The sequence below is a fragment of the Jatrophihabitans sp. GAS493 genome (genome assembly GCF_900230215.1).
GTDB lineage: Bacteria > Actinomycetota > Actinomycetes > Mycobacteriales > Jatrophihabitantaceae > MT45.
This window is the reverse complement of record NZ_LT907982.1, coordinates 3,101,643-3,128,036: the sequence shown is the minus strand read 5'-3', so window position 1 is coordinate 3,128,036 and position 26,394 is coordinate 3,101,643. Positions and strand designations below refer to the sequence as shown.

Sequence of the window (26,394 nt, the reverse complement as noted above, 5' to 3'; positions counted from 1 at the left end):
TGTTGGCTGACACCCACCTTCCCCCGATGAGAGGAAACCGCATGAGCACGCTCCCGGCTACCGTTCCCGACGCCATCGCCGACGCCCGAGAAGAAGCCATCGCAGCGCTGTGAGCGAACTCCGGTCCCCCACCGAGCATTGGGTCGTCGTCGGCCTCGACAACGGCGGCACCAGCAACAACGCGACGGTCCTCGACTCTCGCGGGATATTCCTGGTCGATCGCCTCGTCGAGAACGCCTCCTTCGTTCAGGAGGGGCCGGAGGTCGCCATCGATGCCCTGGCCTCGGCCTTCGTCCACGTGCTCTCACTTACCGGAACACCGCTCTCGGCCGTGCGGGCGGTGGGCTTGGACACGCCGGGACCGACAGACGCCGAGGGCGTCATCTCATCGAAGGGAGCCACGAACTTCTCGGCCCCCGAGTGGCGCGGCTTCGACTTCCGTGCCGGGCTGGAGAACAAGCTCCAGCTTCCGGTCATCTACAACAACGACGGCAACGCGGCCGCGCTCTACGCCCACCATCAGTTCTTCGGGCCGCGCGCGCCGGAGGAGTCCTCCATCTCGGCGATCGTCGGCACCGGGCTCGGGGGCGGGGTGGTCGTTGCCGGCCAGGTCGTCCAAGGCGTCGCGGGCATGGGTGGCGAACTCGGGCACGTCCACATCCCGATGCACGGACTTCTCGAGGTCGACCAGCCGCTACCGGAGTGCAACTGCGGATTCAGTGGGGATGCCGAGAGCGTCGCCTCCCTGAAAGGGATCGAGAAGAACCTGCTCCCCTACTGGTTGACCCGCTTCCCCGACCATGATCTGAACAACCTCGGCGCGATCGCCCAGGCCGCCAAGCAGGTACGCAGCTACGCCGAAAAGGGCGATCCGATGGCCCTGCGAATCTTCGAGCAGCAGGCGATGGCCCTCGGTCGGCTCTTCACCATTGCCGCCAACTTCACAGATCCCAGCGCCTACTTCCTCGGCGGTGGCGTGGTGGAGACGACGCCGCAGCTGCGGGACTGGTTCATGGGTGTCGTGCGGGCGAACACCGTGCTGCGGGAGGAGCAGCTTCAGCGCACGTCGATGGCCCTGGTCCCGGACCTCGATATGGCCGGCGCCCGCGGGTCGGCCATCGCCGCAATGCGCCACATCAACGCCGCCACAGGGTGAACGAGCGTCGCCAAACCGGCTGCGGCCGCGGACGATAGGGTCACCCGGTGACGTCGCGGGCAGGTTCCGAGCAGGGCGGGCGGAAGAACAATTCTCCGGCGCGCCGTCGTCAACTCGCGGATGCGACGCTGCAGGTGCTGGGCACCAGCGGCTCTCGCGGCCTCACACACCGAGCAGTGGACCAGGCGGCTGGGCTGCCGACGGGGTCGGTGAACTACTTCGGCCCGACCCGTGAGGAGTTGCTGCGTCTCGCGCTCGAGGAGGTCTTTCGCTACGACCTGACCCTCTCCTCCGACGCCGTGGCCAAGGGCGGCGCGGGACGAGACGATCTCGTCCTCGGCATCGTCGCCCTCGTCGACGCGATGACCGACCGCCGCTCCAAGCCTCGTACGATCGCGCGCATGGAGCTCCTCTTGGAGGCCCAGCGCCGCCCTGAGTTCCGCACGATCTTCGACAACCAGCGGGGTGAGTTCGTCGCAATGGCTACCCAAATCCTCGCCTCCGCAGGTTGCCAACATTCAGAACTGCACGCCGACGCACTGGTGAGCTTCATCGACGCACTGGTGAAGCGCCAGCTGCTGATAGCCGAACCGCTGAGTTCGGCGCAGCTGCAGAACGTCGTCGCCGCCCATCTCGCCGGCTGCTGAGCCCGGACCGCGCTGACGACCCTGACCGAACTGATGCGGTGGCGACAGCTACTCACGCCGCCGGACTGGCATCCAGGCCACCCCGGTCCTGCCGGGCATCCCACGGCTCCAAAACGCTCAGGCACCGACCGACGCTCTGTAGGGCCGCCGAGGCCAGGCGGTGAACCGCGCCCAGGGAGACTCCGGTCTCGGCTGCGATCGCCGCCAGCGTGACATCGTGCCGGTAAACGAGCTCGAGCACTGCCGCCTGGGCGCGCGGGAGACCGGCCAGAGCCCGCACGAGGCGAACCTCGGGGCTCAGCGCTCGTTCGGTCGGTCGCACTTCAGTTGGTGGCACACCGGTGTAATACCCCGCGGGTGGAGTTCTGATCACCTGAGTCGGCAACGTCACCAAGCTGTAACACCCTGATCCGCGGGTCGGCATCCGCGCGGTCGACATCCGCGAGTCGGCATCCGCGCAGTCGACACAGCGTGCCGCCGACGCGCCGGTGGGCCTTGACGGAACCCGGGGGCCGGATGCCATCATCACCCCAGTTGGAGCTGGCATTGGTACTCACGCGGGGAGTCAGCAAGATGGTCGGGTCGATCGACGCCGGGAGCGTGGCCCGCCCGCGCGTGCTTCCACCCAGTTGCGACCGTCGGCCCCGGCCTCCGGACCTCCCGGAGGTGCGAGTCCGGCAACCAGCCTTCGACCTGGCGCTGGCTCACCAGGGCATAACCTCCCATCAGTCCATGGCCGATGCGTTCGGGCTCGACGTCGAGGAGATCTCGGCCGCGATGCGCGGAGCGCCCGTCACCCCGAGCTTCGTCGCGACCGTGACGATGACCATGCCGCAGCACCGGTTCAACGAGCTGTTTGAGCTGGACCTCAGACACGCGCTCCGCTAGCCGCTCGAGCCCACAGACCTGCGAATTTCCAGGAGTGTTCACCCACCGGCTACTTGCGGTGGCCGAGCCCGAGGCGTCTTCTGGAAGCGTGACGAACCCAATCAACGTCAAGTTCCTGCGCGATCTGCGGTACGGCGGCCCCAGCGATCAACTGGCCACCATCGCGGACGACCTAGCCGCGTTCGTGTCGGCGGCCACCACCTCGATCGAGGTTGCCATCTACGACTTCCGCCTCGCTGACCCCGGGATCATCGAGACGGTCGTCGGGGCCTTCACCGCCGCCGCCGATCGCGGCGTCGCCGTCCGAATCGCCTATGACGCCGGTAAGCCAGCCGACGGCACCGGCGCTGACTTCGCCGCGCTGGGGGCCGACCCGGCGCCGGTCGGAACCGGAGATTTCCTGAACCAACACCTCGGGTCAACCGCGGTCTCCCTGAAGCCGATCCGTGCCGGTGGTCAGCTCATGCACTCGAAATACATCCTCCGCGACGCCGCCGGCACGGCGAGCACAGCCGTCTGGACAGGTTCGACGAACTTCACCGAGGATGCCTGGACGCGCCAGGAGAACAACGTCATCACCGTGGCCGACCGAGCTATGGCCGAGTCGTACTTGGTCGACTTCGAGCAGATGTGGCAGACCGGCGGCATCCACAACGCCGGACTGCACGGGGGCGGCAGTACAACGATCGATGGGGTCAACGTCGGCTGGGACTTCTGCCCCGGCGATGGGAGGGCCGTGAACGATGCCCTCGCCGCGCGGGTCGCCGCCGCCCGCGAGCGACTCATCGTGGCGACCATGGTCCTCAGCTCCCACGAGGTGCTGGCCTCACTCGCCGCCGCCGTTGCGGCCGGCGTTGCGCTGAGCGGGATCTACGACGGTGCGCAGATGGATCCGATCGTGCGGCAGTGGCGTAACAGCCCCCGGCTAGGTCAGGTGCTGGCCGACTGGGAGCGGGTCGTCACGCACTTGGTCCGGAAGGAATCCACGCCGTACACGCCGACCAGCGTGCACGATTTCATGCACCTGAAGGTCCTGATCTCGGATGGCATCCTCACCACCGGCAGCTACAACTTCTCCGGCAACGCCGAGCGCAACGCCGAGAACCAGCTGCACGTCGACGACCCTCTGACGCTGGAGGCCTACACCGCCTACCTAGATGCCGTGATAGCCGAGTACCGGTAGCGGGAGCACAGACGAACACAGAGGAGTCGTCTATGCCGTTCCTCGGCGGAGCTAGCCGAGTCGCGCCGAGGAACGACCGGGCCCGATTATTCGGCAGGGCCGCGGCATTCCGCAAGCGCTTACAGTGGCTCTTGGGCGTGTCATCTCAATAGCCGGGGAAGACGCTGCGCAGCAGGTCGACGTCAGCCGCTCCGGTGGCGGTGACCTGCGGCGGGGTGTGCGCCTGCGGGAGGCGGCCGGCGACGAGTCGCAGCCACGCCTCAGCGGGCAGCGCGAGCGTGCCATCGGGCTCCGCGGGGACGTCAAAGTCGATGCTGACGGGCGTGTTCAGGTGCAGTGCGAACCTTGAGTCGGTGCCGCTGGTGGTCACCTCGATGACCGCGCTCCGCCCGTTCAATCGCTCCGGCTTGCTGATCCAGGCCAGCATATTAGGGGCGCCGTGCAGGAGGGCGTCAGCGGCGTCGGCCGGCAGCGCGTTGTCGCTGCCGTCGATACCAACTCGGACGTCCCAGCTGTGCAGCGTCAGTTCACTCAGCCGTAGCCGGCCGGCAGTGGCCAGATCCACCGGCTCGGGCAGGAAGCCCATGTCGATTCGCATCGCATCACGAGTTGTATCGTCGATCGACTCGTAGAGTTCGGTGAGCGCGAGGCTGGAGGCGAGGAACCCGTCGGCCTGCTCGCGGCGCGACATCGCGTTCCAGCGGTCCCAGACCGACGGATTGAAGTCACCATCCGGAGCCGCGCGACGTCCGAGGGCCGCCTCCAGCGTCGCGAGGTTGATCTCGGCGCCGCTGCCGAGGTGACTCAAGACCTGGGCGATATCCCAGTCGGTGGCGCCGGAGGGCCCGGCCAGGTCAACGTCGCTGAGACCGACGACCACCTCCTGCAGGCCGTCGTGGCCAGTTCGAAGTGCGGCGATGACCGGGTCTGCGGTGCTCATTCTGCGCCTCCAGCAGGGACGAACGGAGTGGACCTGCCAAGTAAACCGCCGCGACGACAACGTCGGAACGGCAGGGCCGGTCCCGCGGGTGGTACGGCGTCCGGACTACGGCTTCCTCGCGATGATGACGTGGGCCGCCAGGTCGCCGGTCAACGGCCCCTCGCCCAGTAGCGACGTCATCTCCACCGCCAATTGGTCGGTCAGCAACTCCAACTCACCGCGCGCCTCGAGCGCGAAGCGCAGCGGCGTACCGAGACAGAAGCCCTCGGTCACCACCTGCGCCGAGGCGACCCGGCCGCGAAGGGCGACCGGACGGACCGAGACTCCACCGAAGCCGGCCGCCGCGACATCCGCGGCGAGCTGGACCGGATCGGCGTAGCCGTGCGGGACCCGCGAGACGAAGTCAGGCGGATCCAATGGGAACAGCATGGCGAGGGCGGTGAGCAATGCCGACGGAAAGGCCGATTTCTCGACGACGTCCCACGAAGAGACGAGCAGCACGCCGCCGGCAGCCAGGACCCGCAGCGCCTCGGCGTAGGCCCGCTGCCGGTCGGGGAAGAACATCACACCGAACTGGCAGACGACGAGATCGAACGCGCCGTCGGCAAAGTCGAGCTCCTGGGCATCTGCGACTTGCCAGCGGGCCGCGGGCGCCTGCGTGCGACCCCACTCGACCATGGACGGATTTAGATCGGTGGCGGTCAGGGTGGCCGTCGGCAGCCGGCGAAGAAGCTCAACCGTGGTGACTCCGGTTCCAGCCGCCAGTTCAAGCACTTCCAGGATGCGGTTCGGCGCGAGCTCAGCGGCCAGCCCGGCGAGGTAGACGGCGTACGGCTCGAAGAGCGCCGGCCCAAGGCAGCGATCGTAGGTCTCGGGCATCGATCCGACCCAGCGCGTCTCGCTCTCCATCGCCCCAGTATGGCGCTGAGCTGAGAGACTGTGCACTCCCGACGCAGTGAGCATTCGCAGCGCTGATCGATCTACCAACGCACCAACCACGAAGGAGACTCCGATGGAACTCGGATTGCAGGGGCGACGGGCCGTCGTCACGGGCGCCAGCAAGGGCATCGGCCTCGCTATCGTGCGGGCGCTCGTCGATGAGGGCGTGCACGTCATAGCTGGCGCGCGAACCTCTTCGCCTGAGCTCGAGACACTGGCCGCCGCCGGCTCGGTCGAGGTCGTCACGGTTGACCTCGCGACCGCCGACGGGCCGGCCACGTTGATCGCCCAGGCCGGAGATCGGCTCGACATACTCGTGAACAACGTCGGACTGGCCGCCGTCCGACTCGCCGGATTCCTCGAGATCTCAGATGAGCAGTGGTCGCGGTCGATCAACCTGAATCTGATGGCCGCCGTCCGGGCGACGCGTGCGGCGCTGCCGATCATGCTGACGGCCGGGCGTGGCGTCATCATCAATACCGGTTCGGTGAACGCCTTCCTCCCCGACCCAGCCGTCCTCGACTACAGCGCGGCGAAGGCGGCGGTGACAAACTTCGCCAAGTCGATCTCGAAGGAGTTCGGCCCACGAGGCATCCGGGTCAACACAGTCACCCCCGGGCCGGTCGAGACCGACCTCTGGCTGGGCGACAAGGGTGTGGCCGCCACTGTCTCTCGGGCGAGCGGGGCGAACCCGGAGGATGTCGCCAGGAACGCCGTCGCCAGCACCGCGACCGGCCGCTTCTCTACACCGGGCGAGGTGGCCGATCTCGTCGTCCTGCTGGCCAGCGACCGGACGGCAAACGTCACCGGCTCCAGCGTGACGATCGACGGCGGACTGATCAGCACGATCTGAGCGATCAGCACGCTTCCTGTGCCCGGCTACGGCCTATAGCGCTTGCCTAGCCGGTCCGCTAGCGTGAACTCGACTTGACGGGCGGCCGGGGGGCTGAGGTATGCACAGGGGCCTGATCGCTCTCGGTCTCATCGCGGTCGCCGCCGTTCTCGGCGGCTGGCTGAATGCCCGGACGCACCAGCTGACGTTTCCACCCCCCGAGAACGACACCTTCATCTGCTCGTCGCTGGTCGGCGCTGACGTCGTCGATCACCTCGTGGTCCGATCGGGCTCTTCACAGACAACGGCCACGGAATCGATTCAGATCACACTCGCCGACAACGCCCCCGAGGTCGCCGCACTGGTCTACACGCCGAACTCACCGAATGCCTCCTCGGCACGACGATGCCTTGGTCTGCCTGATGATCAAACTGCCATCGCGACCAAAATCGACGGGGGCCGGGCGACGATCTCCAGCGAGGTCAGTGACGTGCGCTTCGCAGACCACTGGCGGTTGGCCTGGCACACAAATCATCTCCAGGTTTCGTTCAACCCGCAGTCCGTCTGCTTCCATCAAGCTTGGACCACCCCGCAGGCGCAGTGGGCAGGCAGCAACCTGACCCTGCGGACCGACTTCCCCAGGGCGCCGTCTGCGCTCAGCCCATTGCCGGACCAGCAGACCGCTGACACCGCAGTCTGGTCCCGCGCGGGCGTCAGCTGTGACGAGGTACCAGTTGTCACCGAAGCCGTACCGATCGGTTTCAGCACGTATCTGAGCACTCTCCTTCAGGACAGCAGGCTCGGCGGCCAACTATCGATAAGCGAGATCGTCGGCTGGTCGCAGCCGATTCTCGTCGGTCTCATCGCCGCGTACCTAGCCTGGCGGTCGAAGGCGAGCGGCCGCAAGGAATTCAAGGTGATTCTCGTTGCGCTGCTAGGCGTTCTCGCCGCGGGGATAGATCTGGAGACCCTCACCTCCAGCGTCGTCGCGGCGGCTCTGATGGTTCTGATCTATGGCAGCTGCGCGGCCCTGCTTTTCACCGGAGGTGGCGGCCGACGTCTGCTTCTCGCGGTCACGGTTCTGCTTGCTGCCGGGGGCGGCGCATGGATTGGGATCTCCTACTCATCAATCGTGGGTCTCACGCTCCTCGAGGGGATCGCCATTCTCCTCTTGATTCAGATCGGGACCATCGGATACCGAGAGATTCGCGGCGCTACCGTTCGTGATGCGCCGCCGGCAGCAACCGAACCGAATCCGGTGAGGCGAGTCCGGGCGGGGAACTCACCTTGGTCGGGCGATCGGATACGGGGATTCGCCTGCGGGTTGATTGGAATCGCGCTGCTGGTCGCCCTCGCATTCGACATCGGAGACGCGCCCGAACCGCAGACCCTCGGATCCGTCGTCCGCACCGGATACTTCGCTACGCGCTACGTGATAGCCGCTCTGGCGATCGTCCTGATCGGGATCGCGCTGGTACGGCCGCTGCTGCGCTCAGAGGGTCCGTTGGGAGCCGGAGTGCTGGCCGCTGGCGCGTTCGGTTGGGCGGTGCTGACCCAGCAGAACCCGTTGTCCGCATTCGGTGTGCAACTGCCCGTCGGGGAAGTAATTCTCACCCTCCTGATCGTCAGGGTCGTCGTGCGGCCAGCACCTGATGAAATAGCGCGGCCGGCACCTGATGAAATAGCGCGGCCGGCACCTGATGAAATGGCGCGGCCAGCAGCGGAAGCGAAATCGGGTCCGACTCCGGTCGAGGCCCTCGCGAACTCATCGCCGAGGCCAACGGCGCTGGAGAACATGGTTCTGGCGGCAAAGTGCGCCGCGGTTCTCGCGGTCGTGCCGTTCGGATACTTTGCCCTCACCACCGCTACCGGGTTGCCGCGGCATTGGCAACAGCCTGGTCCAGGACTGCTGTTCGCGGTGGCCGGCGTCCTCGCCGAAGCGGCGAGATGGCTCATCTCCGGGCTGTTCTACGGCGCGTTGAGTCCGCGCCTGCCAGGGCGGGTCGGACCGCTGAAGGCACTGAGCCTCGCCGGTGCCTGGTTCGCCGCCGCCGAAATCGTCCACCTGATCAACGGCTGGACGCTTCACGACACCACTCGCGGGTGGAGTTTCCCCGGGCTTGAACTCCTCCTCTTTCTGGTCGCGTTCAGCGTTGTGTGGGACGCGCTGATCGCGCGGCGATTCAGCCCCGCCGGCGCTGCAGGCACCTGGACCGAGGCGGTCGAGACGCTTCGCGAGGCCTACTTCATTCTGACGACGAAGTCGATCGTGCTCTACAGCGTCCCGGTCATCCTCGCCCTGCTCGCGGTGGGGCAGCAGTTGGTCAACGGTACCGGGCTCGACTTCGTCCGAGCCGCTCTGAATCTCGGGACGCCGCTGGCCGGCGGTCACTGAGCGCCATTCGGATAGGCGTCCGGCGACGAGCCGTGATTAGTCGGACACCCTAGCAGTGATTAGTTGGACATCCTAGCAGTTTCTCAGGACTCATTCCGGTGGATCGCCTGTGTTTGCTGTGCAATGTGTTTCACGCCGGCTCGCTTTGTCGTACTCGTCAGTAGCAAGTCATAGTGGATGCCGAAACGTGAATAGGCCATCGCTGCATCCTGAAGGGATCGAAAGTGGAGAAGATCGGAGTCGTCGGCTGCGGGCTGATGGGGTCGGGAATCGCGGAGGTGTTCGCGCGGGCCGGTCTGGACGTGGTCGTCGCCGAGTCGAGCGTGGAGGCCGCCGACGCCGGGCAGGCACGGTTGGATGCGGCGCTGCGACGCGCCGAGGCTCGCGGCAAGATCGAGTCGGCCGACGAGGTGCTCGGCCGGATTCGAGTGGTCACCGAGCTCACCGAGTTGAGCGACCGCGACCTGGTGATCGAGGCGATCGTGGAGGATGAGTCGGCCAAGACCGCGCTCTTCAGACAGCTCGACGCGATCGTCACCTCACCGGACGCCATTCTCGCCTCCAACACCTCCTCCATCCCGATCATGAAGCTGGCCGTCGCCACGAATCGACCCAGCCATGTCCTCGGCATCCATTTCTTCAACCCGGTCCCGGTGCTCTCCCTGGTTGAGCTCGTCCCGAGCCTGCTCACCGACCCGAAGACCACCCAGCGCGCTCGCGAGGTGGTCGAAGACACCCTGGGCAAGAAGGCCATCGACTGCCAGGATCGGGCCGGGTTCGTGGTGAACGCGCTGCTGATCCCGTTCATTCTGTCGGCGATCCGAATGCTCGAGTCCGGCTTCGCCACCGCCGCCGATATCGACGACGGACTGGTCCGCGGCTGTGCCCATCCGCAGGGCCCGCTCGCTCTGGCCGACCTGATCGGCCTCGATACCACCAAGGCGGTGGCCGAATCGCTCTACGAGGAGTTCAAGGAGCCGCTCTACGCCGCACCCCCCCTTCTCGCACGGATGGTCGACGCGAACCTCCTCGGGCGCAAATCCGGTCGCGGCTTCTACACCTACTCCTAACCCCCTACCTCGCGAACGGCAAACCCTGAATGACCAGCAAAAACAGCACCTTCGACCTCTTTCGGATCTCCGACGACCACGTGCAGCTACGCGAGGCCGTCCGCCTGGTCGCCGAGAAGAAGATCGCCCCTTTCGCGGCCGAGGTCGATGAACAGGCCGCCTTCCCGCAGGAGGCCTACGATGCGCTGATCGCCTCGGACTTCCACGCCCCGCACGTGCCGGCCGAGTACGACGGAGTGGGTGCCGATGCCCTGGCCACCTGCATCGTCATCGAGGAGGTGGCCCGCGTCTGCGCCTCGTCCTCCCTCATTCCAGCCGTCAACAAGCTGGGTTCAATGCCGTTGATGCTGGCTGGGTCGGCCGAACTGAAGGCGAAGTATCTGCCGCCGCTCGCGCGCGGTGAAGCGGGCTTCGCCTACGGGCTCTCGGAACGGGAGGCCGGCAGCGATACCGCATCGATGAAGACGCGCGCCATCGCCGACGGCGACGAGTGGATCATCAACGGGCAGAAGTCCTGGATCACGAATGCCGGCGTCGCCGAGTTCTACACCGTCCTCGCCGTCACCGATCCGGATGCCCGGCGCGGCTCGAACGTCAGCGCGTTCGTAGTCGAGAAGTCCGACCCCGGCTTCGGGTTCGGGGCCAAGGAGCGCAAGCTCGGCATCAAGGGATCGCCGACTCGTGAACTGCACTTCGACAACGTCCGGATTCCGGCTGACCGGATGATCGGCACCCGCGGCGAGGGGCTGAAGATCGCACTGCGGACGCTTGACCACACTCGCGTGACCATCGGCGCGCAGGCCGTCGGAATCGCTCAGGGCGCGCTCGACTTCGCCCTCGGCTACGTCAAGGAACGCTCACAGTTCGGCAAGCACCTGGCCGAGTTCCAAGGACTGCAGTTCATGTTGGCCGACATGGCGATGACACTGGAGGCCGCGCGCAGCATGGTCTACGTCGCCGCCGCCAAATCCGAACGGGGCGACAGCGATCTGCCATTCTTCGGTGCCGCCGCCAAGTGCTACGCCTCGGACGTGGCCATGCAGATCACCACCGATGCCGTACAGCTGCTCGGCGGCTACGGATACACGCGGGATTTCCCGGTCGAGCGAATGATGCGCGACGCCAAGATCACCCAGATCTACGAGGGCACCAACCAGATCCAACGCGTAGTCATGGCCCGCGAACTACTCGCCGGGCGGGCCTGACCCACAGGCCCACGACACACGAACGGGCCGCCGAGAATACATTCGGCGGCCCGTCGTGTTTCCCTGACGCCTCAGACGCGGATGCTCGTCTGAAGCGGGAGGTTGCGGGACGAATCACCGAGGTAGAGCGTGTACTTGCCCTTCGCGACGACCCACCCGGCGTCGCTGTTCATCCACGCGGCCAACGCACTGCGCGGCAGGCTAAGCCGGACGACGCTTGACTGCCCGGGCCGCAGCGCCACCTTGGTGTAGCCCTTCAGCTGGTGCGGCGGCTCGTTGGCGCTGCTGGGCGACCCGACGTAGAGCTGGGCCACTTCGGAGCCGGCAACCGTACCGGTGTTGGCGACCCGGGCGCTGACCTCATATCCGTCGTGGCTGCGCCGGACCTTCAGCGCCGAGAAGTCGAACGTTGTGTACGAGAGTCCGAAACCGAAGGGGAAGAGCGGCTTCTGCCCGGTGGAATCGAACCAGCGGTAGCCGACGAGCGTCCCCTCGCTGTAGTAGACGTCGGTGCCGTCGCCCGGGTAGTCGATCTTGGATCGGGCCGGTCCCTGCTGATCGCTGGCCGGGAAGGTAACCGGGAGCTTTCCGGACGGGTTGACGTCACCGAAGAGGACACTGGCGATCGCGGTCCCCGCCGTCTGGCCCGGGAACCACACCTCCGTCACGCCGGCCACCTTGGACAGCCACGGCATCGTCACCGCGCTTGCGGTGTTCAACACGACGATGGTGCGCGGGTTCGCCGCGGCAACCGCCGAGATGAGCTCGTCCTGATCAGCCGGCAGAGCGAGGGTGCTGCGGTCCCATCCCTCACTGGCCGGAGCGGATGCGACGACGATCGCCACGTTCGCAGTCCTGGCTGCCGCGGCTGCCTGGGCTACCAGCAGATTCTCCTGCGGCTGCCAGCCGAGGTGTAGCCCGGCGGTCACTGCGAACGCATCCACCGTGACCGCCTTGTGCACATAGGGCGTGACGATGACACGGATGCTGTGCGCGCCGGCAGTCAGTTGGACAAGCCCGTTCTGCGTCGGTTCGAAGGTCGGCAGGAACGAGACGACCTTCTTGTTGTCGATGTAGACCGTCGCGTACGCGCCGGCCTGCAGTGAGAATCGGTACGTGCCGGAGGCCGGTGCGGTGATCGTTCCCTTGTAGCGCGCCGACCAGGGACTCGTCGTCGAGACGGCAGCCGGGTTGCCCTGATAGTCGAGGTCCGGGACGGTCTCGCTAGCGACCGGAGCACCCGAAAGATCGACGCTGGCGTAGTAGGTGGCCTTCAACCCGCTGCCGAATGCCGTAGCGGGAACGGCCGGGAGCGGGTTGGTGCCGAGTGTCCCCTGGGCGTAGCTGACCGAGGCGCCCGGCGCCCGTGCGGTGATCCCTTCGAGCGGGCTCACGACTGGCGAGGAGGCGGTCACCGCCGCCGATCCCCCGCCCGCGGTCAGCGGATTCCTCGCCGCGTCACCGATAACCGCGATTGACCCGACCCGGCCACTGTTCAGGGGCAGCACGCTACGCGCGTTCTTCAGCAGCACGGTGCCCTGCTCGGCGATCGAAGTGGAGAGCGCCTGATGCGCGGCCGTGCTCACGTCGAGGCCCTTCACGGTGGCTGGGTCGGCCAACGGGTGGTCGAAGAGGCCGACGCGGAACATCGCGGTCAGTACGTGTTCGACCATGCCATTGAGTTCGGCGACGGTCACGTCGCCGGCCTGCACCGCGGCCTTGAGCTTGGTGTTGAAGTAGGAGCCGAAGAGCTGGTCGATGGGGCCCAGGTTGCTGTCGTCGGCCGCTCCGGGCATCTCCAGGTCAAGGCCAGACTTGGCGGCCTTCACCGTGTTGTGCAGCGCGCCCCAGTCCGACATGACCATGCCGTCGAACTTCCACGCGTCGCGCAGCGTTCCGATCAGCGTGTCCGCGTTCTCGCAGGCGTAGCTGCCGCCGATCTGGTTGTAGGAGCACATGATCGCGCCGACACCGGCCTGTACAGCCGCCTTGAACGCGGGCTCGTAGATCTCCTCACGCGCCTTCTGGCTGGCGATGACGTTGATCGACGACCGCTGTACCTCCTGATTGTTGGCCAGGAAATGCTTGGCCGTCGCGATGACATGGTTGCTCTGGATCCCCTTGATCTCGGAGACCGCCTGCTGCGCGGTGAGATACGGGTCTTCGCTGAACGTCTCGGGCGACCGGCCCCAGGTCGGCAGCCGCAGGATGTTGATGGTGGGCGCGAGCGCGACGTTGTGGCCCTTGCCGGCCTGCTCAGCTCCGTAGGCCTGGCCGTATTTCTTCGCGATCTGGGTGTCCCAGGTCGAGGCGAGCGCTGCCGTGTCGGCCCATTGCGTCACCCCGGTCGAGTTGTTCCCGACCCCGAGCGGCGAGTCGGCGAGATAGACCGCCGGTATGCCGAGTCGGGTGTTGGCCGGGATCTTGCCGGCGTAGCCGGTGGTCGGATCGGCGAAGAGCGGGTATCCGACGCCGTGCACCTCGGCGATCTTCTCGTCCAGGGTCATCTTGGCCACCAGCGCCGCCGCTCGAGCCGACGCGCTGCGGTGCGGGTCCAACCAGGGGCGGCCCGCATAGAGGGCCGATGATCGAGTGGAATTCGGGGATTTCGCTGGCGATCCAATGGCTGACGCACTGGGCAGCGTCACCGCCACCAGCGCCGCGATCGGCGCGGCTACCCACAGGCTTCGACGTTTCATGTGATGCTCCTAAACGGACGGGGGATGCCCGCGACCATATGCTTACTGACCACTCAGGAAACACCGTTGCTATACCCATCGTTACATGATCGTTACTAATGTTGCCCCGGAGTGTGGCCTTGAGCCGGAGGGATGCCATGGCGCTGACCGCCAGAGAAGTGGCCGGCGATGCCCGGCGCGCCGAGATCGTCCAGGCCGCTCTCAGACTCTTTGCCGAACGCGGCTACAAGGGCGCCTCGCTGGCGCAGATAGCCCAGAGCGTGGGCATCACCCAGCAGGCCGTGCTCTACCACTTTCAGACCAAGGAACAGCTCCTGGTCGCGGCCCTGGAGGATCGTGACCGGCAAGACCGGGCCTGGTGGGCCGAGACCTCCGAAGCGGCCCACGGCTCTCTCGACTTCCTTCAACTCTGTCAGCGATTGGTGGCGCACAACACGCAGCGAGCGGGCTACGTCCGCATGTTCACCGTGTTGTCCGGCGACAGCGTGACCGAGGGACATCCGGCGCACGCCTTCTTCCGGGCCAGGTACGACCGGCTTCGCGAACTCTTCGCGCCGGCGTTGGCCGCGGTGTACAGCCGAACCGGTCAGAGCGGGCCGTCGGTGGCCGTCGTCCTGGCCGTTCTGGACGGCTTGCAACTGCAGTGGCTGCTGGATCCGGAGACCTTCGACATGGCGGCCGAGTTCGATACCTTCGCCAACTGGATAGCCGGATCGGCTGCGCCGAGCGGCGGCTCGTAGGACACGGGCCTACGGACGGTCCTCCACTGGTTCACAACTAGCTAGGCGACGAATCCCGGTGGTCAGCCGGCGGGACGGTTTTCGGCTCCGTAGACGGCGGCCTGGGTTCGACGCTGCATGCCCAGCTTGGTGAGGACGGACGAGACATAGTTCTTGACGGTCTTCTCAGCCAAGAAGAGATGCGCGGCAATCTGGCGGTTGGTCAGACCATCGGCGATCAGGGAGAGAACGTCACGCTCGCGCTGGGTCAGTGAAGCCAGCCGCTCATCGGCCGGCTCGCCGTCGCGCAGTCGGGCCAGCAGCTTCTCGGTGACCGACGGGTCCAGCAGCGATCGTCCGGCCGCCACCTGCCGGATCGCATCGATGAAGTACGCGCCACGAACCTCCTTCAACAGGTAGCCGGAGGCGCCGGCCATGACGGCCGCGAAGATCGCGTCATCGTCGTCATAGGAGGTGAGGATGAGACAGCGAATCTCCGGCAGCTCCGAGCGAATCTCCCGGCAGACATCGATCCCGCTGCCGTCGGGAAGGCGAGCGTCGAGCACGGCGACATTGGCGTCGCTGGTGCGGATCCGCACCAGTGCCTCACGAGCCCCCGCCGCCTCACCGACCACTGTCATCTCCGGATCCGCCTCGATGAGATCAGCGATGCCCCTCCGCACGATCTCGTGGTCATCGAGGAGAAACACCCGCACCGGCCTCGTCAATTCAGTGGAATCGTCCATAGCAGAGTGGCACCTCCGGCCGGGCTGAACCCATCTGACGGGGCGGCCTTCAGCGCTGATCGGGGTGACTCGATGAGGAGCGACCCGCCTCGGCGTTCGGCCCGCTGCTGCAGATTGGCCAAACCACTTCTACGGCCACTGTCACCGACCCCGACCCCGTCGTCCACGATCAGAATCGAGATGCGGTCCGGTTCGGCCCGGACCGTCACCGCGACACGCTTAGCGGCGGCATGCCTGGCCGTATTGGTCAGCGCCTCCCGGGTCACCGCCGTCAGATCGTCCAGTACGTCGTCACCGATCAGGGCGTTCAGCGGGCCGACGAAGGTGAGTTGCGGAGCGAATCCGAGGACGGGCGCAAGTTCGGCCGCGATCGCCGTCAGCTCTTCCCGCACTGCGCCCGTTCTCGGGCCGAGCGAGCCGTGCAGCTCGAAGATAGTCGTCCGGATCTGCCGGACGGTGTCGTTGATATTGCCGATGACGCGGGTCAGCCGCTCAACCCGCGCGGTGTCCGCCAGTCCGCTCGCGACGCTCTCCAGGGTGAGCCCCGCTCCGAAGAGGCGCTGGATGACGTGGTCGTGTAGATCGCGAGCTATCCGATCACGATCCTCCAGACGCGCCAACCGCTCGTGATCGCGGCGTGCGTCGGCCAGCTCGAGGGCAACCGCGGCGTGATTGGCGAAGGTGGCCGCCATCTCCACATCGGCGAGGGTGAAGTGCGGGCGGCCGTGCAGCCGGCCGACCACCAGCACCCCGCGCACGCGTTGGGTGCCGACCAACGGCAGCACCATCAATGGCCCGACGGCGACGATGCTGCTGAGGTGAACGGTGTACCGGCGCTGGTCGGACATGTCATCGATGAGCACCGGGGTGACGGTATCGAGCACGACCTCGCACACCGTTCCCGTGATCGGATACGAGAGCGCGGTCAGCTCCGACGCGCCCAGTCCGGTCGCGACCTCGACCATCAACCGTGAACCCTCCGCCGTCGGTAGTACGACGTTGACCGCATCCGCCCGCGCCACCGTCTGAAGGCGTCTGGCAATGACCTGCAGTGGCTCCTCGCCGAGATTTGCCAATAGTTGCTGGGTGATTTCGGTTGAGGCCTGCAACCACTCCTGGCGCTGACGTGACTCGTCCAGCAGTCGCGAGTTGGCGATCGCCACGCCCGCGGTGGCAGCGAGGGAGGCGATGAGCTCCTCGTCCGCGACCTCGATGTCGGTATCGGCAAATCCGGTGAGGTACAGGCAGCCGTAGACGACGTCGCGAACGCGCACCGGGACACCGAGGAAGGTCGGGACAGCCGCGGCTTCGCGAAGTCTGAACGCTTCGCGAAGTCTGAATGCGTGGCCGGTGACGACGACCCGCTGCAGGAGATCGTCGTAGCTTCGAGCATCGGATTCGGGATCGAATTCGGGATCAGAATCGGAATCAGGCTCTGGACCGGCCCGAAAGTACTGCATCTCGTCACTGCCTGACGCAGCAACGACTCCCAACACGACCTGCCGAGCCTGGACGAGCTCAGCAGCGGCTTCGACGAGACGATTCAGCACGACTGGAAGGGCGAGATCTCCGGCCACCATCTGATTTGCGCGCAGCAGACCCCGCAGTCGTCGCTGAGCTTCGATCACCAGGCGGTGGTTCTCACTGAGCTCGAGGTTGCCGGGGGCGCGTTCGGCTCCGTCTCGGGGTGGCAGCGGGAACTCCAGCCCGACGGCGCTCGGCTCAGAGTTCAACACGCTCATCACCGCCAGCCTAGGCTTCTTCGCCGGGTCGGGCGCCGATCATGACAACTCGGTCAGGAGATCGACGAGGAGCCGCCTGCGGGTAGCCGGGGTGGGCAGCGCGTGCCCGACGCGCAGCACGACATGCGGGAACATCCCCAGACGCAGATCGTTGCTGAGCATCGCCCGGGCGGAGGGGAGTTCGATGGCCTGCGTGAGCGGGCTGGCCACGAAGCCACGGTTGGTGAGTTCGAGCAGGATGCGCTCCAGTGCCTCGCCGGCCCGCAGCCACGCATGATGGCCATCCTCGGTCGAACCGAGAATCAACAGGCATTGTCGCAGCGAGGAATGCGTCTGTGCCGGCAGCGCTTCATCGCTGTCGGCCTCGAAGTCTCGAATGGGAATATCGTCATGCGACACGAGGCCACTGCGCGGCACGGCATCGGCCTGCACACCGTCTGGCCTCGTCGGCTCTGACGTGGTCCAGGCCCGCAGCTCGGCCCGGTATGCCGGGTCGGCCGACTCCTGCCTATCGGCCCGCTGGCTGATGATGGCCAGGTTCAATCGATCCTCTTCGCGCGTGACCGGGACCAGCTGGCTACCCTCCGACGACGCGGCCGCGATCAACGCCGCAACCACGCTCTGCGGCACGACATCAGCATTGAAGCGGCGCCGATTCGTGCGGCGCTCCTCAATCGCGCCGTCCAGAGATGCCAACCGGGCACGCTCGACGTCGGGCCCGGTCTCGGGAGAGACGACGGTGAGACGCGCCACCAGATTGGGGCGCGCACCGTTGGGGAAACGCCGCACTTTCACCTGAAAGCCGGAGGCCGCCAACGATGCCCGCGCGTTGAATAGCGCGCACCCACAGGAGATGAGCATCTGTCGCCCGGTCGAGTCGAGGGTCTTCAACTGCCGAGTCGAGTCCGCGATTATCTCCAGCGTGTCGCCGGCGATCCGGAAGCTCCAGGGCTGGGTGTTGTGGACTGACGGAGCGAGGCGCGCGCGGACCGCGGCCCGGCGCAGGGCCTGCGTGGCGGTGGTCGGTGGATTGTGGGTCACAGCGGCGGCTGGGGCGATTCCCATTTGCGGTCTCCTCGATGGATTGCTCACCAGCCAACCCTGCGCGCAGTTGGGCCGCTTCGACAGGGCCAAACGACCCGGTCGACTAAGGAAGGATCGTTGGGGCGACTGGAGCAGCTCGCGACGTCGCGCGATGACCTCGCGACGATCACCAACGGGAGTGCCGTCAAGTCAGGGAGTCGGACGGCCAAGCAGGCGGCTGACCTGCAGATCGTCCAGCGCAGTCCAGCACATCTCGGCGGTCATCTCGGTTTCATGGACAGTAGCCGCGCTCAGGTCGGGTTCGGCGGTGAGGCGAGTCCGGTCCTTGCCGCGCTTCACCTCAGCATCGGCGCCAGCAGCGCCGGTGGGCGCTCTATCCGCCGGCCTCTCCCCCGCCGTCCTCCGGATAACCTGCGCGGCAAATCGATTCAGCAGGACGACGAGCAGAAACAGGCCGATGACCAGCATCAGTGGTCTCCCGATCCGTTCGCTCCGGGTGCCGGCATTGGTACGGGCATGTCGCCATGGACGACCAGCACTGGGCAGTTGCTGTGCTCGGCACATGCCGAGCTAACCGACCCAAGCAGAAGTCCGGCGAAGCCACCATGTCCGCGGCTGCCGACGATCAGCATCCGACAGCCACGGCTCAGCTGCAGCAACTGCTGGGCCTCACCGCCCTGGACCGATGCGGTCGTCAGGCCGGCTGGACGTTGCGTACCGAATACCTGATCAATCGTCTCCTGAAGCACTTTGTCGGCGTCCATAGCCGGATCCCAGCCTTCGGGCAGTGCGCCCCAGCCCAGGCTCCCCATCCCGTACCCGTACGGACGGCCCCAGACGATAACGGCCTCGATCGTGCTACCGGTGGCATGGGCAAGGAACTCCGCCCACCGCAGCGCTTGTTTCGATGGTTCGGACCCGTCGACTCCAACGACGATGACCTCACGCGCCGCGACCACTTCAGACTGCTCCATAGCTGTCTCCTGACTTCAGTGCCTGACTTCAGTGCCTGACTTCAGCGGTGCTTCAGTCGTGTCCTTCTGTGCGACTCAGTCTGGCCCTGCAGCGGCGCGAGCGGCAGGGCCGAACGTCTCACCCCGTCGGGACCTTAGCCACCACGCACTAACTGGTCAGGCAGAACGGATGTCCGGCTGGGTCGGCGAAGACTCGGAACGTCTGACCGCCACCCTCGAGCCGGGTGGCGCCCAGCGCTAGAGCCTGAGCTTCGCCGGTATCGAGGTCATCGACGATTACGTCGAGATGCGCCTGCTGAGGTTGGCTCGGATCAGGCCAGGCGGGGGCGCGGTAGTCACTCACCTGCTGGAACATCACACTCTTCCCGTCACCGGCGATCATCGCCCCTTCGGGACCGTCGTAGGTCACCTCCATCCCCATCAACTCGCTGTAGAAGCCTGCGAGGCCAGAGGCGTCCGATGCGTCGATCGTCACGGCGAAGAGCTTCATGGCTGGGCCGACGCCGTCGGCCTGACAGAGGTCGAAGGGGTGTCCGGCAGGGTCGGCCAACGTGATCCAGGTGGCGCCGTCGGCCAGTCGCGTCGCGCCGAGCTCGACGGCCCGGGCGGCCGCGGCTTCGGTGCCGTCCACCTGAAGATCCAGATGAAACTGCTGAGGCTGCTGCTGTCCCGGCCACTGCGGCGGCTGATGGTCAGGCGCCAGTTGGAAGGCGAGTTCCTGACCGTCGGTGGTCCGAATCGTGATCCAGTCCGATTCCTTGCGCGCGATCTCCCACCCGGTCAGTGTCGTGTAAAACGACGCGAGCGTGTCGATGTCGCGCGCGTCCAATGCGGCGAGTTCTAAGCGTCCGATAGATGTCATGCCTTCGATCATGCTCCGGCCCACCGACAACGTGCGCAGTCACGACCTGACGATGTGCACAGTCACGATCTGACAACGCGCAGAGTCACGACCCGACAACGCGCAGAGTCACGACCCGGCGGCGTCGGCGTCTCGGCACCCACGACGGGATCGCTATTGTCGAAACTGAACCGATGACCCCTGATCCACAATCGAATTGGACCCCTGCATTGCTGACTGCACGCGCCTACGTCGCCCCCTCTGCCACCGATCCGCTGGCACCCTCGACCATCGAGCGACGCGACGTGGGGCCACATGACGTCCTGGTCGAGATCAAGTTCGCCGGAATCTGCCACTCCGACATTCACACCGTGCGCGGAGACTGGGGTCCGGCGCCATACCCGTTGACCGTCGGCCACGAGATCGCCGGCATAGTCAGCGCGGTCGGCGGTGAGGTGACCAAACATGCCGTCGGTGATCGGGCCGGCGTCGGTTGCCTGGTCAATTCCTGCCGCGAATGCCTCAACTGCCGCCGGGGCGAGGAGCAGTACTGCCTCAAGGGCGGAGTCGGCACCTACGCCGCAGTTGACGTTGACGGCACTATCACCCAGGGCGGCTACTGCAGCCACATCGTCGTCAACGAGGACTTCGTGCTGCGCATCCCGCAGAGCATCGATCTGGCCGCCGCAGCACCGCTGCTCTGTGCTGGGATCACCACCTATTCGCCCCTTCGGCACTGGGGCGCCGGGCCGGGCAAGAAGGTCGCGATCGTCGGTATGGGCGGCCTCGGACACATGGCGGTGAAGTTCGCAGCTGCGCTGGGGGCTGAGGTCACCGTTCTGTCTCAGTCGCTGGCCAAGCAGGAGGACGGGAAGCGCCTCGGTGCAGACGAGTACTTGGCGACCAGTGATCCACGGACTTTCGAGCTCCTGGAGAACCGGTTCGATCTCATCGTCAACACCGTCTCGGCGGCGGTTGACGTGAACAAGTACCTCTCGCTACTCGCTCTCGACGGCACACTGGTCAATGTCGGCGCCCCGCCCGAGCCCCTGCCGGTGGCCGCCTTCACACTCTTCGGAAATCGCCGGAGCTTCGCCGGTTCCAGCATCGGCAGTATCAGCCAGACGCAGGAGATGCTCGACTACTGCGCCGAGCAGGGGATCGCTTGCGAGATCGAGGTGATCAGCGCGGAGGCCATCAACGAGGCGTGGGAGCGCGTGCTCGCCTCCGACGTGCGGTACCGGTTCGTCATCGACATCGCAACGCTGCCGCAACCGTAGTCGCCCGCCGAGGAGTACAGTGATGAGGTACCTCACCATGAGGTACCTCATTTGTTTCGGAGACGTTACATGGCACCCCGCGAAGTCTCGTCGATCGAAGTCGGCCAGACCTACCTCGAACTTCACCACCAGCTGCACCGTCATGTCGATCAGGTGATGTCCGCGGCCGGCCTCTCACTTGCCCGCGCCAAGGTCCTGATGCGGCTGAGCGAGGGCGGCCCGATGAATCAGGCGAAGCTGGCCGGCATTCTCGGCTTCGCGCCCCGATCGGTGACCGACACCGTCGACGCATTGGAGCGCGACGGGCTGGTCACCCGAACCGAGGATGAGCGCGATCGGCGGGCCCGCATCGTGTCGGTTACGCCCGCCGGCAGCGACGCACTCGAAGCGGCACTGCTCGTCCGCAGCAAGGTGATGGACGAGATCTTCGGAAGCCTCCCCGCAGCCGACCGGGCCGTCCTGGTCGACCTGCTCCGAACCGTCAAGACAAACTTCCCCTCAGGAGAGAACAGCTGTGCCCAATAACATCAGCACTCAATCCCCCGAGACGAATTCTCGAAACCGCTGGCTCGTGCTCGTGGTCGTCTCCATCGCCCAGCTCATGGTCGTTCTCGACGCCACCGTGGTGAATATCGCGTTGCCGTCCGCCCAGGCCGATCTGGGGTTCGAGGACAGCCAACGGCAGTGGATCGTCACCGCATATGCGCTGGCATTCGGCAGCCTGCTGCTGCTCGGTGGACGCATCGGCGATCTCGTTGGTCGCAAGCGGACCTTCCTGATCGCTTTGGTCGCCTTTGCCGCGGCTTCGGCCCTCGGTGGCGCCGCGCCGTCGTTCGCGGTTCTGGTCACCGCGCGGGCGCTGCAGGGCGCGGCCGGTGCGTTGCTGGCTCCAGCGGCCCTGAGCACACTCGTAACGACCTTCCGCGATCCGAAGGAACGCGGCAAGGCGTTCGGCGTCTTCGGCACTGTCGCGGTTGGTGGTGGAGCGGTTGGTCTGATCCTGGGCGGCATCCTCACCGAGTATCTCTCGTGGCGGTGGTGCATGTACGTCAATGTCGTCTTTGCAGCGGCCGCCTTCATCGGAGCGGTGGTCTACATGGTCGAGGCTAAGCCGCCGGTACACCCGCGGATTGATGTGATCGGCGCGATTCTCGCCGGCGGTGGGCTCTTCGGACTCGTCCTCGGGTGCTCGCAGGCGGAGACCCATGGCTGGGATTCGACGGCGACGATCCTGTCGTTGGTGATCGGTGCGGCGCTGTTGGTCGCCTTCGTCCTGGTCGAGCAGCGGGTCGCTCATCCGCTGCTTCCCTTGCGCGTCGTGCGTGACCGGTCGCGCGGCATGGCATTCGCGGCCGTCGGGATCGCCGGCACCGCGATGTTCGGCCTCTTCCTCTTCCTGACTTATTACCTGCAGGTGGTTAAGCACTTCAGCCCGGTGACCTCCGGACTCGCCTTCCTGCCGATGATCATCTGCATCATGATCAGCTCGAATACCTCGAACATTGTTACCCTCCCGCGGTTCGGACCACGGGTGGTCATCACGATTGGCATGGCGCTCGGCTTCCTCGGCCTGGGTTACTTGAGCCGTATCGACGTTGAGTCCTCCTACGTGGGTGGTGTACTCCCGGCCCTGATCCTGATGGGCTTCGCGATGGGGATGGTCATGGCCCCGTCGATGAACACCGCCACCGCCGGCGTGCAGCCGCAGGACTCCGGCGTTGCGGCGGCCCTGGTGAGCACGATGCAGCAGGTCGGCGGATCGATCGGGACTGCGGTAATGAGCACCATCGCCGCCTCGGTCACTGCCTCTTACGCGACTGAACATGGACTGGTCAGTGGTTTCGATGCCGCGGCGGCAACGCATGGCTATGCCGCGGTTTTCCGGGTGTCGGCGTTGATCTTCGCTGTTGGCGGCGTCCTCGCGGCGGTGTTCTTCCCCTCCAAGGCCCGGCTGGCCACACTCCGTGCCTCCGTCGCCGCTGCCGCCGCCGCTGCCCCAACTGCCCCCAGCGCTCCCGAGAGCCCGGATGCCGCGACAACACCGTCGCAGACGGAGGGAGTCGGCGACATCCTTCCCGTCGAGGCCTGAACATGCCCCAGCACCCCACAGAAACGATTGACGTCGCCGACATCCGAGCCATTTGGTGACCTGCTCTTCGGCTCCCGTCTGAGCGCAACCCACCAATCATTGGAGTCCTCCACCGACGTCGTGTCGATCCACCGCCTCGCCAGACGACGGTCCGTCGTCGCGGTCCGCGCGGATAGGCGCAGAGTCGATCGGTATGGGGGGTGGGTGGTGTTGGGTGTTTCGGGTGGGTTGTTGGTGTGGGTCGATCCAGGGTGGTGGGATCCAGTAGGGGATGCCGTCGTTGATGTAGACCTGCCAGCCCATTTTCTGGAATGTCCGGTGGTGGAATCCGCAGAGCAGGCAGGTGTTGGTCACTGCGGTGATGCCGCCGTCTTGCCAGGGTGTGACGTGGTGGGCCTGCGTCCAGGTCGCGGGCATGGTGCAGCCGGGGAAACAGCAGCCACGGTCGCGGGCGAACAACGCCAGCCGCATCGTGGGGGTGGCGCAGCGTTTCGTTCGTCCGACGTCCAGTACCCCACCGGTGCGGCTCAGGGTCGTGGTGATGATTTCGGTCTGATCAGCTAAGCCCAGCGCCTCGTCCACCGAGATCAGGTCCCCGTGCGGGGTGCACGCGTAACCCTCGCGGGTGCGGAGTTGTTCGTCGCTCATGGTGATCAGCAGCGTCGTCGGTACCCCACCGCTGGGTGGTAGTCCACCGTCGGCCAGGAGTCGGAGGGAGGAGTCCAGCAACGCGTCGTGGCGGCGTTGCGCCGGGGTCCGGGAGTCACGTTCCACCACCCCGCCACCGACACCGCCGCTGTCGCCGGCCGCGCCACCCGTCGTGCCGGTCTGGCCGGCACCGGCATCGGTGTCGCTGGCCGGGGCGGGGGTCGCGGGGGTGGGGGCGCTGAGACAGTCGAGGACCGCTTCCAACGCGGCGCCGCAGGCCGGGGTCAGCGCTCCGGTCGGGATGACCATCCCATCCGGGCGCCGGGCCAACGTGAACCCCCGGTTTCGCTGCTGCCGGGCATCAGACGGTGCGGTGCCGTCAGGGTCGAGATGGGCCACCACCCGCGCCGCCAACTTTGCGAGGTCTCGGGGGGTGAACCAGCGGGCCTGGGCCACCAATTCGCTCTGGACCCGGGCCCCGTGCTCAAAGTCCAGGTCCTCGCTCAACCCGTCCAGCGTGGTGGTGATGACCTTCGCATGCCCAGCCGAGATCACCCCGGCCTTCTGCGCGGCCGCGGTCTCACCGAACACCGGGTCCAATACCTCCCCGGTCAGACCGGTCCGCGGACCCAAGTCCTGCGCCGCTCTGACCCGGGCCTTCGCCTCCCCTGGATCGACCCGCAACACCCCCACCAACAACGCCTGCGGGGACGCGAATCCATATTCACCGGCCACCCCTCGTCCCATCACCGCGGACAGCAGCAGATGCTCCACCGCGACCTCACGGCGGCGGTGCGTCTCCCAGCCCTGCAGCAGTTCCAGCAGCTCCGTGGACGTCAATGACGGCAACGGGGCGTCGAGCAGGGTGTCGACCGCCGCCGTGACCGCCGCCAACAGGGCAGCCACTTTCGGTGATGCGTCGACTTCAGGCCCTCCAACCATGCCCCCGACACTACTCGAACACGTGAGCGATGACAACCCGAATCATCAACAAAAATAAGGTGATTCGCACAATCAAAGAAGGCTGGAGTGGTCCCGCCGCGAACCTACAACACCCCACCGACAATCGGCGATGGTTGTCCACAGACCGAGCCGTACCGCTCGCTGAGTCCTCACGATGAGACTATGAACGAGATGACGCTTCGCACGCCAGAGATCGTCGGCAGCGCCCTCAACATCGTTGAACCGGACGTTCCCCGGCGCGGTGAAAGACAGGAAGGACACCATGCATATCGGCGTCGACAGTTTCGTCTCGACCGTGACCGATCCGCAGACCGAACGGGTCGTTGGTCCGCAGGAGCGGATCGAGCACCTCCTGGAAGAGATCACGCTCGCCGATGCCGCCGGCCTCTACTCATTCGGAATCGGTGAGCATCATCGCGAGGAGTACTACGACTCCGCACCACCGGTGATCCTCGCGGCAGCGGCGGCCCGCACCACGCGCATCCGGCTGGGCAGCGCCGTGACGGTGCTCAGCGCAGCCGACCCGGTACGTGTCTTCCAGCAGTTCGCGACCTTGGACCTCATCTCCAAGGGGCGTATCGACCTCGTGGTCGGACGCGGCTCGTTCACCGAAGCCTTCCCGCTGTTCGGCCTCGATCTGGCCGACTACGACACGCTTTTTGCCGAGAAACTCGACCTATTGCTCCGGATCCGCGATTCGACTCATGTCACCTGGTCGGGTCAGCACCGCCCGGCGTTGAGTGGCCAGGGCGTCTACCCGCGTCCGGTTCAGAATCCGCTCCCGATCTGGGTCGGGGTCGGCGGCACACCTGAATCGTTCGTGCGGGCCGGGCTGCTCGGACTGCCGCTGATGGTCGCCATCATCGGTGGCGAGCCCCGCCGTTTCGCCCCGCTGGTCGACCTCTACCGCCGGGCCGGGGCGGAGGCCGGGCACGCCCCGGAGACCCTGAAAGTCGGTCTCCACGTCTTCGGCTATGTCGGCGAAAGCGTGCGGTCGGCGGCCGACACCATCTACCCCGGCTGGCTACAGATGTTCACCAAGGTGGCGGCCGAACGTGGCTTCCCGACGCCGAGCCGCGCCCAGTTCGATGCCACCAGCGGCCCCGACGGCGCGTTCTTCCTCGGCGATCCGCAGACCATCGCGACGAAACTCCGCCGGGTTGCGGAGCAGCTGGGCGGAGTGGACCGTCTGTCGCTGCAGATGACGAATCCGCGATTGGCCCACCGTGATCTGCTGCGGGGCATCGAACTGCTCGGCACGGAGGTCGCGCCCCAGGTGGCCGACGTATGACCGCGCCGTGATGATCGCCAACTCTCGTAGGACCAACCAGGCCGCGCCGCTCAGCGATGCTGCGCTCGCCGTCCTGAGACCGGCGAGCGCAGCCCGCTGATCG

The 26,394-nt window shown here is 66.3% G+C and carries 24 protein-coding genes; 13 read left to right on the top strand and 11 right to left on the bottom strand.

The genetic code is table 11. From position 1 onward, the window contains the following. Window positions 1–109: 109 nt before the first annotated feature. Both CPH63_RS14500 and CPH63_RS14495 read left to right on the top strand, forming a co-directional pair. On the top strand, window positions 110–1,156 hold the full coding sequence (locus CPH63_RS14500; RefSeq protein WP_096303590.1) for an ROK family protein: 1,047 nt from the start codon (window positions 110–112) through the stop codon (window positions 1,154–1,156). Window positions 1,157–1,203: 47 nt separating this feature from the next. Further along, window positions 1,204–1,803 carry a TetR/AcrR family transcriptional regulator gene (locus tag CPH63_RS14495; RefSeq protein ID WP_096303589.1) on the top strand — a complete coding sequence of 200 codons (600 nt, stop codon included), beginning with the start codon at window positions 1,204–1,206 and terminating at the stop codon, window positions 1,801–1,803. Between the two features lie 52 nt (window positions 1,804–1,855). Here the strand turns inward: CPH63_RS14495 and CPH63_RS14490 are convergent, their stop codons facing one another. After that, window positions 1,856–2,194 (bottom strand): RNA polymerase sigma factor, encoded by a 339-nt coding sequence (locus CPH63_RS14490; RefSeq protein WP_157749572.1) that lies wholly within the window; start codon window positions 2,192–2,194, stop codon window positions 1,856–1,858. Window positions 2,195–2,319: 125 nt separating this feature from the next. Between CPH63_RS14490 and CPH63_RS14485 the strand changes: the two genes are divergently transcribed. Next, window positions 2,320–2,691: a hypothetical protein gene (locus CPH63_RS14485; RefSeq protein ID WP_157749571.1), complete on the top strand. Its 372-nt coding sequence runs from the start codon at window positions 2,320–2,322 to the stop codon at window positions 2,689–2,691. 88 nt (window positions 2,692–2,779) lie between these two features. Then, window positions 2,780–3,874: a phospholipase D-like domain-containing protein gene (locus CPH63_RS14480; RefSeq protein ID WP_172892218.1), complete on the top strand. Its 1,095-nt coding sequence runs from the start codon at window positions 2,780–2,782 to the stop codon at window positions 3,872–3,874. Window positions 3,875–4,019: 145 nt separating this feature from the next. On the opposite strand, the gene CPH63_RS14475 is transcribed toward CPH63_RS14480, so the two are convergent. After that, window positions 4,020–4,814, bottom strand: coding sequence for a maleylpyruvate isomerase N-terminal domain-containing protein (locus CPH63_RS14475; protein ID WP_096303585.1), 795 nt, complete (start codon window positions 4,812–4,814; stop codon window positions 4,020–4,022). A 105-nt stretch (window positions 4,815–4,919) separates the two neighbouring features. Continuing rightward, entirely contained in the window at window positions 4,920–5,723 is an 804-nt protein-coding gene (locus tag CPH63_RS14470) for a class I SAM-dependent methyltransferase (RefSeq protein WP_197704361.1), read from the bottom strand. Between the two features lie 103 nt (window positions 5,724–5,826). Between CPH63_RS14470 and CPH63_RS14465 the strand changes: the two genes are divergently transcribed. The 4 genes from CPH63_RS14465 to CPH63_RS14450 all read left to right on the top strand — a co-directional run bounded on the left by CPH63_RS14465 (window position 5,827) and on the right by CPH63_RS14450 (window position 11,255). Further along, on the top strand, window positions 5,827–6,606 hold the full coding sequence (locus CPH63_RS14465) for an SDR family NAD(P)-dependent oxidoreductase (RefSeq protein ID WP_096303583.1): 780 nt from the start codon (window positions 5,827–5,829) through the stop codon (window positions 6,604–6,606). Between the two features lie 100 nt (window positions 6,607–6,706). Continuing rightward, window positions 6,707–8,980 carry a DUF6185 family protein gene (locus tag CPH63_RS14460; RefSeq protein WP_096303582.1) on the top strand — a complete coding sequence of 758 codons (2,274 nt, stop codon included), beginning with the start codon at window positions 6,707–6,709 and terminating at the stop codon, window positions 8,978–8,980. A 224-nt stretch (window positions 8,981–9,204) separates the two neighbouring features. After that, window positions 9,205–10,050 carry a 3-hydroxybutyryl-CoA dehydrogenase gene (locus CPH63_RS14455; RefSeq protein WP_096303581.1) on the top strand — a complete coding sequence of 282 codons (846 nt, stop codon included), beginning with the start codon at window positions 9,205–9,207 and terminating at the stop codon, window positions 10,048–10,050. A gap of 29 nt (window positions 10,051–10,079) precedes the next feature. Continuing rightward, window positions 10,080–11,255: an acyl-CoA dehydrogenase family protein gene (locus tag CPH63_RS14450; protein ID WP_096303580.1), complete on the top strand. Its 1,176-nt coding sequence runs from the start codon at window positions 10,080–10,082 to the stop codon at window positions 11,253–11,255. 71 nt (window positions 11,256–11,326) lie between these two features. Here CPH63_RS14450 and CPH63_RS14445 read toward each other — a convergent pair whose 3' ends face one another. Then, window positions 11,327–13,954: a beta-glucosidase gene (locus tag CPH63_RS14445; RefSeq protein ID WP_096303579.1), complete on the bottom strand. Its 2,628-nt coding sequence runs from the start codon at window positions 13,952–13,954 to the stop codon at window positions 11,327–11,329. A gap of 137 nt (window positions 13,955–14,091) precedes the next feature. Between CPH63_RS14445 and CPH63_RS14440 the strand changes: the two genes are divergently transcribed. Next, window positions 14,092–14,694, top strand: a complete 603-nt coding sequence (locus CPH63_RS14440) for a TetR/AcrR family transcriptional regulator (RefSeq protein WP_197704360.1) — start codon at window positions 14,092–14,094, stop codon at window positions 14,692–14,694. A 62-nt stretch (window positions 14,695–14,756) separates the two neighbouring features. On the opposite strand, the gene CPH63_RS14435 is transcribed toward CPH63_RS14440, so the two are convergent. The 6 genes from CPH63_RS14435 to CPH63_RS22960 form a co-directional block, all read right to left on the bottom strand. Continuing rightward, window positions 14,757–15,419 (bottom strand): response regulator transcription factor, encoded by a 663-nt coding sequence (locus CPH63_RS14435; RefSeq protein ID WP_096303578.1) that lies wholly within the window; start codon window positions 15,417–15,419, stop codon window positions 14,757–14,759. Beyond that, the gene (locus CPH63_RS14430; RefSeq protein ID WP_096303577.1) at window positions 15,398–17,161 is read right to left on the bottom strand and encodes a GAF domain-containing protein; all 1,764 of its coding nucleotides are present in this window, start codon (window positions 17,159–17,161) and stop codon (window positions 15,398–15,400) included. The genes CPH63_RS14435 and CPH63_RS14430 overlap by 22 nt, the downstream gene beginning before the upstream one ends. 39 nt (window positions 17,162–17,200) lie before the next feature. Further along, window positions 17,201–18,226 (bottom strand): nitroreductase, encoded by a 1,026-nt coding sequence (locus CPH63_RS14425; RefSeq protein ID WP_096303576.1) that lies wholly within the window; start codon window positions 18,224–18,226, stop codon window positions 17,201–17,203. Between the two features lie 168 nt (window positions 18,227–18,394). Next, the gene (locus CPH63_RS14420) at window positions 18,395–18,673 is read right to left on the bottom strand and encodes a hypothetical protein (protein WP_096303575.1); all 279 of its coding nucleotides are present in this window, start codon (window positions 18,671–18,673) and stop codon (window positions 18,395–18,397) included. After that, window positions 18,673–19,179: a universal stress protein gene (locus tag CPH63_RS14415; RefSeq protein ID WP_096303574.1), complete on the bottom strand. Its 507-nt coding sequence runs from the start codon at window positions 19,177–19,179 to the stop codon at window positions 18,673–18,675. Before CPH63_RS14415 ends, CPH63_RS14420 begins: the two co-directional genes overlap by 1 nt. A 148-nt stretch (window positions 19,180–19,327) precedes the next feature. Next, the gene (locus tag CPH63_RS22960) at window positions 19,328–20,041 is read right to left on the bottom strand and encodes a VOC family protein (protein WP_096303573.1); all 714 of its coding nucleotides are present in this window, start codon (window positions 20,039–20,041) and stop codon (window positions 19,328–19,330) included. A gap of 209 nt (window positions 20,042–20,250) precedes the next feature. Here CPH63_RS22960 and CPH63_RS14405 point away from each other — a divergent pair, with 209 nt between their 5' ends. From CPH63_RS14405 to CPH63_RS14395, 3 genes are all read left to right on the top strand, one after another. Further along, window positions 20,251–21,300 carry an NAD(P)-dependent alcohol dehydrogenase gene (locus tag CPH63_RS14405; RefSeq protein WP_096303572.1) on the top strand — a complete coding sequence of 350 codons (1,050 nt, stop codon included), beginning with the start codon at window positions 20,251–20,253 and terminating at the stop codon, window positions 21,298–21,300. A gap of 69 nt (window positions 21,301–21,369) precedes the next feature. After that, window positions 21,370–21,825: a MarR family winged helix-turn-helix transcriptional regulator gene (locus CPH63_RS14400; RefSeq protein WP_096303571.1), complete on the top strand. Its 456-nt coding sequence runs from the start codon at window positions 21,370–21,372 to the stop codon at window positions 21,823–21,825. Then, window positions 21,815–23,389 carry an MFS transporter gene (locus tag CPH63_RS14395; protein WP_172892216.1) on the top strand — a complete coding sequence of 525 codons (1,575 nt, stop codon included), beginning with the start codon at window positions 21,815–21,817 and terminating at the stop codon, window positions 23,387–23,389. Before CPH63_RS14400 ends, CPH63_RS14395 begins: the two co-directional genes overlap by 11 nt. Before the next feature lie 96 nt (window positions 23,390–23,485). On the opposite strand, the gene CPH63_RS14390 is transcribed toward CPH63_RS14395, so the two are convergent. Next, entirely contained in the window at window positions 23,486–24,979 is a 1,494-nt protein-coding gene (locus CPH63_RS14390; RefSeq protein ID WP_096303570.1) for an HNH endonuclease signature motif containing protein, read from the bottom strand. A gap of 283 nt (window positions 24,980–25,262) precedes the next feature. Here CPH63_RS14390 and CPH63_RS14385 point away from each other — a divergent pair, with 283 nt between their 5' ends. Then, window positions 25,263–26,291 carry an Atu2307/SP_0267 family LLM class monooxygenase gene (locus CPH63_RS14385; RefSeq protein WP_096303569.1) on the top strand — a complete coding sequence of 343 codons (1,029 nt, stop codon included), beginning with the start codon at window positions 25,263–25,265 and terminating at the stop codon, window positions 26,289–26,291. The last annotated feature ends 103 nt before the right edge of the window (window positions 26,292–26,394 follow it).